This window comes from Burkholderia sp., from assembly GCF_018375725.1.
Classification (GTDB): Bacteria; Pseudomonadota; Gammaproteobacteria; order Burkholderiales; family Burkholderiaceae; genus Burkholderia.
Genome location: NZ_JAHACR010000188.1, coordinates 1 through 8,260, shown reverse-complemented (window position 1 = coordinate 8,260; position 8,260 = coordinate 1). Strand labels below are relative to the sequence as shown.

Sequence of the window (8,260 nt, the reverse complement as noted above, 5' to 3'; positions counted from 1 at the left end):
GCCGCGACGAACACGGGCAACCGCAGCGCCGCGACGAACACGGGCGACTACAGCGCCGCGACGAACACGGGCAACCGCAGCGCCGCGACGAACACGGGCTACCAAAGCGCCGCGACGGCCGAGGGAAAGCACTCGGTTGCTCTCGCATCCGGCTTCTACGGAAAGGCAAAAGGCATCGAAGGTGCCGCGCTTTTCCTCGTCTACCGAGACGAAGATGCCGATGGCGACGAATACGGCCGAATCCTCCACGCAAAAGCGGTGATCGTGGGCCGCGATGGCATCAAGGCGGACACGTTTTACACGCTGAATCGCGACGGCGAGATTGTCTCGGATAAGCCGGAAACCGAAGGCGAAGCCGCCTAACACATTCCCCAAAAGCATAACCGCCCAATATTCTCTACAGGAATGGAGGCAGCGATGGACTGGACACAACCCCTAGTCGTCAGTGACAGCACGCTATTCGCGGGAGTGAATGGCGAGCGTTGGCTTGGATCGTTTTCGTCGCATGAAGCGGCAATCGAGGCATTGACGCTGCGACGCGAGTGCCGGGAAGTGCTGACGGCCGACGAGACGCATTGCTGCACGGAGAGCGATCTGGATTTGCTGGCGGCGATTGATGCCGATGAGGAGTAGTCGTGGACAAGCTCTGCAACATGATCCGGCTGCACGCCAACGGGTACGACGAGTACACGCTCTGGCTTGGCCGATGGGTCTATCGCCGCACCGTCGATTACGCGTCGATCGCCATTCAGTGAGGGTGACATGGACATTTCCAAACTTCGGGCCGCATACGAACGCGCCCGTAACGCTGACGACAAGACGGCAATGAATCTGATCGCGATGGCTATCTCGCATGCCGTCAGCGGATACAAGGAACTGGCTCAGCCGGTTTATGACTGATACGTGGAGGCGTGATGGACACGATGCGTGCATTTGCGATGGGCGAGGCCAATCGCGGCAATGAAATGATGGTTTTCGACTGGGAAAAGGCCGCGCGCCTGATCGCGGAGCGGAAACCCGGAATCGCCGGGGCCGGACTCGAATTCGACTGGGATTATACGGGTGGCGAAATCTATCGCGACGGCCGGCCAATCAAGGATGAATACACCTATCTCGCCTCGACGTGGGCGACGCCGCAACTTGACCTCGACGGCGACCTGATCCCCTGTTTCCGGATGGCTTCGGAAGTCCCGGATTGGAATTCGGATACGAAGTGGCCCGAAACTGCACTCGCGATTCTTGACGCGTAGCAACTCCTTCGCTGGTGCCGCGCCAACCGGAGGCAAGGCCAAAGCAGTTATCCCGCCTCAGCAACGGGATCGAAGCGACGGCCGCTGTTTCATTTTTTATAAGCCGCAGCGGTGAGACGCCGCACGAATGTCATGCAGTAGCCACTCTACTTAGGATGCCTATGCGATTAGTCGACAAAGACGCCCGCCACGATGATCGGCTAACGCGCGGGGCGGATGAGCGGGATGAGCCACTGAGTGAGGCTGAGCGAGCGGCTGAGTGGGACGACGAGGCTTGGGCGAAACGGGATAACGAGGCGCTTGATGGGCGCGCGGGAGGGTGGAAGTGAGCGGAAAAATCAAAGTGCGCATCTGGGCGATGACGAATCGCGTCGGCTCAAAAAGCCATCGCACGGTCGAGGTTGATCGCGAGGACTGGGAATCGTTGAGTGATTTGGAGAAGGACTCGGCGCTGCAAGACGAGATCTGGAACCTCATCGAATGGGGATGGGAGGAGCAGACATGACCCACACCGACCTCACCCGCCCACGCACCAGCATTGCAATCGCGTCGGCGACGGGCCTTGTGTGCGGCTTTGCGGCGATGGCTGTTTCTCGATTAATTGGAGGCTGACATGTTCCGAGTACCGAAAGCAAACGAAGACCTGCGGCACATCGACACCGGCCTGAGCGCAGAAGATCGCGCTGCCGTGATCCACGAATCGAAACGCCTGCAAGCGATCCGTGCGCTTGGGAGTCGCTGGCTGCTGGCGAGGGATTACGACGGCCACTATCGGCCGGCACTGACGAGGAAAGCGGCATGAGCAAAATCAATTCCATTGAACAGTGCGGCTTTGTCAGCAAGTGCATGGCGAGCCCGCAAAGCTACGCGAGTTCGTTGTCGACCTACAGCGCACCGTCGGCGAAAAGGGTCGCCGAACACGCGTTGGCGCAACTCGAAGCCGCCCGCGCGAAGGACGTCGCTCTGCACGAGGCGAACATCGAGGCCATCGAACGCAACAAGGGAACGGCCGATCGCGTTCGTGCGTTCATGGAAGAAATCGGCATGCCGAAGTCGTGGAGCGAGCGCGATACGAAATCACGCTCCCGCTACCCGAAGAACATCACGCGTGAGGCCGGTTGGATAGGGGACATCGCGCGCTTCATCAAGACAGACGATGGGTTCGCTTACGCGACGCGCTCGTACGAGACGCTCAAGGCGCGATACGACGAATATGCCGCCATCGCCGCGCGCGAGACCGAACAGGCCGAGCAGCAGCGCCAGCGCGCGGAACAGGCGGAGCGCGATGCGCGCAAGGCGAACGTCGAGCTCGCACGCGTCGTGCTGCGCTACGAACTGGAAGACGAATCGACGTGGGGCGACGTGCTGGAAGCGCTGCGCGGCAAGGATCAGCGCGTCGATCTGGCTCTCGCGATGATGGCGACGCGTAACGACTGGTCGGAAGGCCCGTATCGAGTGAGTGACGCCCTGCACCGTTTCACGATCATCACTGATGAAGACAAGGAGATCGCGAACGATGTCGTTGCATGCCTGCATGACTTCTGCGACGGACGCGTATTCCGCGATACGACGTGGAACTACGACCGGATTATGGCCAGCATCGCTGATCGGCAGCTCGCGACGGATGCCATGACGGCATATCAGAACGCGAAGGAGTATCCATGATCACCCTCGAATCACTAACCGACGCCGCGCTCCTAGCTCATTACAACTCGCGCAAGAACGCCCATCGCGCCTACGAGCGATCAGACGGCGCCACACGTCACAACGAACGCCACGAACGCGAGGCGTGCGAGGCGGAAATCGAAACGCTGACGGCCGAGTGGCGGCGTCGGCAGGGGAGGAAATCATGAAAGTGACGATCAATGGGCATCTGTTTGCCCAGCAGAAGGAAGACTACGACTACGGCACCGGTCGCATCGTCGGCACTGTCGAATACTCGTTCTGGGAATGCGACATGTCGAAGTCTTTTCCTGAGTACGTCAAGGTGTGCGATCACTCATTCGAGGTCGAAGTGCCTGATGGGTTCGATCCGCGCTCCGGGATCGTCGCGAATCTCGAGCGAGAAAAAGCGGAAGTGACAGCAAAGTTTCAGGCGCGCATCACGGAGATCAATGGGCGGATTCAATCGCTCCTCGCCATCGAGAATAAGCCGAGCGAGGTGGCGACGTGAGCGATTACGTGCACCTCACGACAAGCGCTGAGGTCTATCACGTCATTTTCGCCCGCCATCGCGCCCAGCTTTCAGCATTCGAAACCTTCAGCGATCCGGACGGCACGTTTAACGGTGGCCCCGGCGAGTACGGTCGCATGGTGACGGTCTGGGGCATCAAGGGATGCGATTGGCCGCTGATTGGCATTCAAAGTCGATGGGAGATTGATCCGGCGCAGCCGTATAAGCGGATCAACGAGGAACACGACTACTGGCTTTGTTTGCCGAGAGGTGATGACGATGACTGACGACGACGGGCCGGATTACTGGCAAGCCCAAGCCGAGCAAGAGCGGCAGGAGCAGGAAGCAGCCGATGCGCTGCGATCTTTCGAACAATCGAAAAGGAAATCAGGAAATGAGCATCGCGACCCTTGTTTTAGGCAATTCGGGAACGGGAAAGTCTACGAGCCTTCGGAATTTGGACCCGGCAAAGACGATCCTGATTCAGTGCATCAAGAAACCGCTTCCTTTTCGGGCTACCGGGTGGAAGACTCGGGCTACGCTCAAATCGGAAGGCAACGTTATCCAGACTAGTGATCCGGCGATTATCGAAAAAATCATGCGCGGCTCGCCTCATGAGGTTGTGGTGATCGACGATTATCAGTCAGTCATGGTCTCGGAGTTGATGAACCGCAGTAGCGAGAAGGGATACGACAAGTTCACGGACCTCGCCAAAAACACCTGGAACATTTTCAATGCGGCTGGCGACCTTGCGCCGCATCGTCGGGTGTACATCCTTGCGCATACGCAAACCGATGACTTCGGCAACGTCCGCATGAAGACGGTTGGAAAGATGGTCGACCAAACGCTTGTCCCGGAAGGGTTCTTCACAATCGTATTGCGCACGGAAGTCGTGAACGGCAATTATCAGTTCAGTACGCAAACGAATGGGCAGGATTGCTGCAAGAGTCCCATCGGAATGTTTGCCGAGACCCATATTGAGAATGATCTTGCGCTGGTCGACGAAAGAATCGCCGCGTTCTACGAAATAGGAGCTGCAGCATGAAGCAGAGAACGGACGCTCAGGTTTTGAGCGTCTTGCTCAGCAAGGTTGAGCGAATCCCGTTTAGCGGCTGCTGGATATGGATGGCGAGTTGTATGCCAAGCGAGTACGGGAACATCGGCTACAAGGGAACAAGTGATTATGCCCACCGCGTTTCCTGGTTATTGCATAACGGCCCGATCCCCGATGGCGCATACGTGCTGCATCGCTGCGATATCCGATGCTGCGTGAATCCGAATCATCTGTTTCTCGGAAGCGCGCTGGACAACGCCCAAGACATGATCCAGAAAGGGCGTCAGAGGTTCCATTGGAAGAAAGGGCAGACTGCCCACAACAAAGGTAAGCCCAGCCATATCGCGAAGGAAAATCACGGCATGGCGAAACTGACGGAGCATGACATAGCGGAAATAAGGCGCCGCTATGAGGAAGGTGAGGCGCAGAAGATGTTAGGGGCGGCGTTTGGCGTGCATCAATCACACATTAGCCGAATCATTCGAATCGAAAACTGGAAATAAAGGAAATCAGACATGTATCAACTCGACAAGCAAGCCGCGATGAACGCTGACAAGACGTCGAACTGGCTCACGGAAACCGGCAAGTACGTTGGCAAGATCCTCTGCGCCGAGGATATCAAGGCAGCGACAGGGACGCGTGGCGTCGCGCTGACGCTCCAGGTGCACGACGGCCGCGAGACGCGCCAGTTCATCTACACCGTCAAGTCCGACGGCGAGAAGCTGTCCGGCTATGACCTGCTGATGGCGATGATGACCTGCCTCAAGCTTCGCGGCATCCAGCCGGCACCCGGCCAAGTCAAGCGCTGGGATCGCGAAGCGAAGCAGGAGTACACCGAGCAGGCGACGGTGTTCCCGGAAATGCATGGCAAGCAAATCGGCTTCTTGCTCCAAAAGACCGAGGAAGAGAGCCGCAAGAACCCCGGTCAGACCGCATGGAGCGCGAAGCTCGTCGGTGTGTTCGAGGCCAATACGGAATTGACTGCCGGCGAGATCCTCGGCGGCAAGCAGAAGCCCGAACAACTGGCACAGCGTGTGGCGCAACTGGCTGATCGTCCGCTCAAGAAGCGTCCTGCTGGCGCAAGCCATTCGGCTGGGACGGCAGCGGGTTCGGGCAGCGGGTCGTTCGATGATGACGATTCGATTCCCTTCTAGGAGCGGCGATGCATGCGTGCTCAATTGAAGGTTGCGGCAAGAAGCGAGAAAAGCGGGGATGGTGCGCCATGCACTATCGACGCTGGCTTAAACATGGCGATCCGTTAATTACGAAGAAGCGAGCCAATGGCGACGGATACATGGAGAGCGGCTACCTTGGCCATCAAGTGGGCGGCATAAAAAAGTTCGACCATGTTTCCATCGCAGAAAAGGCGCTTGGCAAGCCATTGCCGCCTGATGCCGTTGTTCATCACGTCAACGAGATCAGGGCAGACAACCGTAACGAGAACTTGGTCATTTGCCCGGATCGCGCGTACCACAACCTCATACATGCTCGCACTGACGCCTTAAAGGCGTGCGGGAATGCAAATTGGCTTAAATGTATTTATTGCAAGCAATATGCTGCGCCAGACCAACTCGTAATATCGACATTCAGAGATCGACTCGCATGGCACGCAGCATGCTCGAATGCATTCACGAAAGAAAAATGGAGGAATCGGAAATGTCAATAATCACTCTCGATATCGAGACTTGCCCCTCCCAAGACCCCGCCGTCCTCGCCGTGATTCGCAAGAGCGTAGCCGAGAACTTCAAAGCGCCGTCAACGCTGACGAAGGAGCAGGCCGCCGCCGATCTCGGCATGACCGACCCCTCTGAAATCAAATTCACCTCGAAGGATTCGATGCTTGCCAAGTGGGTCGAGCGATTCCGCGAGGAGAAGTCGGAGGACGTGGCGCAGGAGGAATACCGCAAGACGTCATTCGATGGCGGGCGAGGGCATATCGCGGTGATCGGTCTTGCGGTCGACAACGAGCCCGCATTCGCCAGCTATACGGTGGACGAAAACGGCGCCTTCGATATCGCAACGGAGCGCGCAGTGATTCAGTCTGCGTTCAACGAAATCAACAGCGTATTCGATCCGTCTCGCGATACGCGCCCCGTGTTCGTCGGTCACAACGTGGTCGGATTCGATCTGCGCTTCCTGTTCCAGCGTGCAGTCGTGCTCGGCATCAAGCCGCCGTCGATCATCCCGTTCAACGCTCGCCCGTGGGATATGCATGTCTTCGACACGATGGTCGCGTGGGCCGGAGTCGGCAATCGCGTCTCGCTCGATAACTTGTGCAAGGCACTCGGGATCGAGGGGAAGGGTGATATCGACGGCTCGATGGTCTGGCCGATGATCCAGGAAGGGAAGATCGCAGAGGTCGCGGAGTACTGCGTGCATGACGTCGAGATCACGCGCGAGGCGTTCTATCGCCTGAGCTTCCAACAAGCCGCGTAACCAAACCGCACCGCCCCAAGCACTGATAGGCGCAATGCGCGTTTTCCAGCGTAAGCCTTGGGTGCGGTGCGCCTAATCATGAAGATCAAAACGTGTCGCTATTGCGAGCAGCCCGCGAAATTGCTTCGCGCTGGTGACGACGGTTACCCCTACCAACGCGACTACGGGCCGATGTGGGTATGCGCTCCATGCGCCGCATGGGTCGGCTGTCATCCCGGCACAACGAATGCCCTCGGCTGCCTCGCCAATGCCGAACTGCGCGAGTGGAAGATGAAGGCGCATGCCGCATTCGATCCACTCTGGCAGGCAAAGATTCGGCGCGATGGATGCTCGAAATCGCATGCCCGCAAAGCTGGCTATCGCTGGCTATCAGAGCGACTCGGCATCCCATTCAAGCTGACGCACATCGGCTACATGAACGTCGATGAGTGCAAGCGCGTTGTCGAGGTTTGCTCGGCAGTGCGGCGCAAGTCGGCTGATTGATTCAACACCACGCGCGACTTCGAATCGGGGTGCGTGGCTTCAGGCGGCTTCGGTCGCCTCTTTTTTTGATTTCACGAAAACCTATCCGGGCTCGAAATAGCGCCCGGCTCTTTCTGATTTGAGGATGCGAGTGAACGTTCCGACCGCAGTCTTTCTGTTCGACAAAACGGGGAATATGGCGCAGCCCTGGGCGGAAGCCGGCTATCGGTGCATCTGTTTTGACGTCCAGCACCGCGGCACGACCGTTCGCGACGGGATCATTTTTCAGCAATGGGATGCCTTGATCGGGCCGCCCTCGATCCCGCCGGACTCGACCGTCGTTTTCGGCTTTGCGTTCCCGCCGTGCACGCATTTGGCAGTCAGCGGCGCCCGCTGGTTCAAGGGGAAAGGCCTCCGCGCCCTGTCGCAGTCGATTGAGATGTTCGCGACGGCCGCCGAATTCCTCGAAAGGCTCGGCTGCCCTTATGGCATCGAGAACCCAGTCAGCACGATCTCGACGCACTGGCGCAAGCCAGACCACACGTTTCACCCATACGAGTTCACGGGCTTTGAGTTGACCGACAACTACACGAAGAAGACATGCCTCTGGGTCGGCGGCGGATTCGAGATGCCGGAGCCGAACCGAGCAGATGGCTTGGGCGCGCCCGACAACCGGATCCACGCTGCCCCCCCGTCCGGCGACCGCGGCGACATTCGCTCGGCGACGCCGATGGGATTCGCGCGTGCCGTGTTCCAGGCGAATGCGAAGCAACTGACCTACTGAGAACCCCATGTACCCCCGATCCCAACTGAAACGCTGGTACGTGTACGCCGCTGACAAGCTTGTCGCGGTTGTGCAGGCCATCACTGACCGCGGCGCGATTC

17 protein-coding genes and 1 pseudogene are annotated in these 8,260 nt (G+C 58.4%); 17 read left to right on the top strand and 1 reads right to left on the bottom strand.

Translation table 11 applies throughout. The features are described 5' to 3' along the window. The 13 genes and pseudogenes from KH616_RS17485 to KH616_RS17425 all read left to right on the top strand — a co-directional run. Positions 1-363 (top strand): annotated as a pseudogene (locus KH616_RS17485) (hypothetical protein); the annotation flags it as partial. A gap of 54 nt (positions 364-417) precedes the next feature. Further along, on the top strand, positions 418-633 hold the full coding sequence (locus KH616_RS17480) for a hypothetical protein (protein WP_292248679.1): 216 nt from the start codon (positions 418-420) through the stop codon (positions 631-633). Between the two features lie 129 nt (positions 634-762). Continuing rightward, the gene (locus KH616_RS17475; RefSeq protein WP_292248676.1) at positions 763-900 is read left to right on the top strand and encodes a hypothetical protein; all 138 of its coding nucleotides are present in this window, start codon (positions 763-765) and stop codon (positions 898-900) included. 11 nt (positions 901-911) lie between these two features. After that, entirely contained in the window at positions 912-1,250 is a 339-nt protein-coding gene (locus tag KH616_RS17470; RefSeq protein ID WP_292248673.1) for a hypothetical protein, read from the top strand. A gap of 325 nt (positions 1,251-1,575) precedes the next feature. Further along, a complete protein-coding gene (locus KH616_RS17465; RefSeq protein WP_292248671.1) occupies positions 1,576-1,755 on the top strand; it encodes a hypothetical protein in 180 nt (59 codons plus the stop codon). Positions 1,756-1,863: 108 nt separating this feature from the next. Further along, complete coding sequence (locus KH616_RS17460; RefSeq protein WP_292248669.1) at positions 1,864-2,052, top strand: hypothetical protein; 189 nt, start codon at positions 1,864-1,866, stop codon at positions 2,050-2,052. Then, positions 2,049-2,915, top strand: a complete 867-nt coding sequence (locus KH616_RS17455) for a hypothetical protein (protein WP_292248666.1) — start codon at positions 2,049-2,051, stop codon at positions 2,913-2,915. The genes KH616_RS17460 and KH616_RS17455 overlap by 4 nt, the downstream gene beginning before the upstream one ends. Then, positions 2,912-3,103, top strand: coding sequence for a hypothetical protein (locus KH616_RS17450; RefSeq protein ID WP_292248663.1), 192 nt, complete (start codon positions 2,912-2,914; stop codon positions 3,101-3,103). The genes KH616_RS17455 and KH616_RS17450 overlap by 4 nt, the downstream gene beginning before the upstream one ends. Beyond that, positions 3,100-3,423 carry a hypothetical protein gene (locus KH616_RS17445; protein WP_292248661.1) on the top strand — a complete coding sequence of 108 codons (324 nt, stop codon included), beginning with the start codon at positions 3,100-3,102 and terminating at the stop codon, positions 3,421-3,423. The genes KH616_RS17450 and KH616_RS17445 overlap by 4 nt, the downstream gene beginning before the upstream one ends. Then, positions 3,420-3,710: a hypothetical protein gene (locus tag KH616_RS17440; RefSeq protein ID WP_292248658.1), complete on the top strand. Its 291-nt coding sequence runs from the start codon at positions 3,420-3,422 to the stop codon at positions 3,708-3,710. Before KH616_RS17445 ends, KH616_RS17440 begins: the two co-directional genes overlap by 4 nt. 107 nt (positions 3,711-3,817) lie before the next feature. Then, positions 3,818-4,468: an ATP-binding protein gene (locus KH616_RS17435; protein WP_292248655.1), complete on the top strand. Its 651-nt coding sequence runs from the start codon at positions 3,818-3,820 to the stop codon at positions 4,466-4,468. After that, positions 4,465-4,980, top strand: coding sequence for an HNH endonuclease (locus KH616_RS17430; protein ID WP_292248652.1), 516 nt, complete (start codon positions 4,465-4,467; stop codon positions 4,978-4,980). The genes KH616_RS17435 and KH616_RS17430 overlap by 4 nt, the downstream gene beginning before the upstream one ends. 12 nt (positions 4,981-4,992) lie before the next feature. Beyond that, positions 4,993-5,631 carry a hypothetical protein gene (locus KH616_RS17425; RefSeq protein WP_292248649.1) on the top strand — a complete coding sequence of 213 codons (639 nt, stop codon included), beginning with the start codon at positions 4,993-4,995 and terminating at the stop codon, positions 5,629-5,631. Between the two features lie 104 nt (positions 5,632-5,735). Here the strand turns inward: KH616_RS17425 and KH616_RS17420 are convergent, their stop codons facing one another. Next, positions 5,736-5,963 (bottom strand): hypothetical protein, encoded by a 228-nt coding sequence (locus KH616_RS17420; RefSeq protein ID WP_292248648.1) that lies wholly within the window; start codon positions 5,961-5,963, stop codon positions 5,736-5,738. Between KH616_RS17420 and KH616_RS25425 the strand changes: the two genes are divergently transcribed. The 4 genes from KH616_RS25425 (at position 5,859) to KH616_RS17405 (ending at position 8,159) form a co-directional block, all read left to right on the top strand. Next, on the top strand, positions 5,859-6,143 hold the full coding sequence (locus KH616_RS25425) for a hypothetical protein (protein ID WP_366834803.1): 285 nt from the start codon (positions 5,859-5,861) through the stop codon (positions 6,141-6,143). The two genes, KH616_RS17420 and KH616_RS25425, sit on opposite strands and share 105 nt — an antisense overlap. After that, a complete protein-coding gene (locus KH616_RS17415) occupies positions 6,080-6,913 on the top strand; it encodes a hypothetical protein (RefSeq protein WP_366834801.1) in 834 nt (277 codons plus the stop codon). Before KH616_RS25425 ends, KH616_RS17415 begins: the two co-directional genes overlap by 64 nt. A gap of 78 nt (positions 6,914-6,991) precedes the next feature. Beyond that, positions 6,992-7,396 (top strand): zinc-finger-containing protein, encoded by a 405-nt coding sequence (locus KH616_RS17410; RefSeq protein WP_292248645.1) that lies wholly within the window; start codon positions 6,992-6,994, stop codon positions 7,394-7,396. A 130-nt stretch (positions 7,397-7,526) separates the two neighbouring features. Further along, positions 7,527-8,159, top strand: coding sequence for a hypothetical protein (locus KH616_RS17405; protein ID WP_292248643.1), 633 nt, complete (start codon positions 7,527-7,529; stop codon positions 8,157-8,159). Positions 8,160-8,260 lie beyond the last annotated feature (101 nt).

Excerpts from the sequence above, each read along its gene's own strand:
- KH616_RS17480 (WP_292248679.1), top strand. The coding sequence starts at position 418 with ATGGACTGGACACAACCCCTAGTCGTCAGTGACAGCACGCTATTCGCG.
- KH616_RS17475 (WP_292248676.1), top strand. The coding sequence starts at position 763 with ATGGACATTTCCAAACTTCGGGCCGCATACGAACGCGCCCGTAACGCT.
- KH616_RS17460 (WP_292248669.1), top strand. The coding sequence starts at position 1,864 with ATGTTCCGAGTACCGAAAGCAAACGAAGACCTGCGGCACATCGACACC.
- KH616_RS17455 (WP_292248666.1), top strand. The coding sequence starts at position 2,049 with ATGAGCAAAATCAATTCCATTGAACAGTGCGGCTTTGTCAGCAAGTGC.
- KH616_RS17450 (WP_292248663.1), top strand. The coding sequence starts at position 2,912 with ATGATCACCCTCGAATCACTAACCGACGCCGCGCTCCTAGCTCATTAC.
- KH616_RS17445 (WP_292248661.1), top strand. The coding sequence starts at position 3,100 with ATGAAAGTGACGATCAATGGGCATCTGTTTGCCCAGCAGAAGGAAGAC.
- KH616_RS17435 (WP_292248655.1), top strand. The coding sequence starts at position 3,818 with ATGAGCATCGCGACCCTTGTTTTAGGCAATTCGGGAACGGGAAAGTCT.
- KH616_RS17430 (WP_292248652.1), top strand. The coding sequence starts at position 4,465 with ATGAAGCAGAGAACGGACGCTCAGGTTTTGAGCGTCTTGCTCAGCAAG.
- KH616_RS17425 (WP_292248649.1), top strand. The coding sequence starts at position 4,993 with ATGTATCAACTCGACAAGCAAGCCGCGATGAACGCTGACAAGACGTCG.
- KH616_RS17420 (WP_292248648.1), bottom strand. The coding sequence starts at position 5,963 with ATGTATGAGGTTGTGGTACGCGCGATCCGGGCAAATGACCAAGTTCTC.
- KH616_RS17415 (WP_366834801.1), top strand. The coding sequence starts at position 6,080 with ATGGCACGCAGCATGCTCGAATGCATTCACGAAAGAAAAATGGAGGAA.
- KH616_RS17410 (WP_292248645.1), top strand. The coding sequence starts at position 6,992 with ATGAAGATCAAAACGTGTCGCTATTGCGAGCAGCCCGCGAAATTGCTT.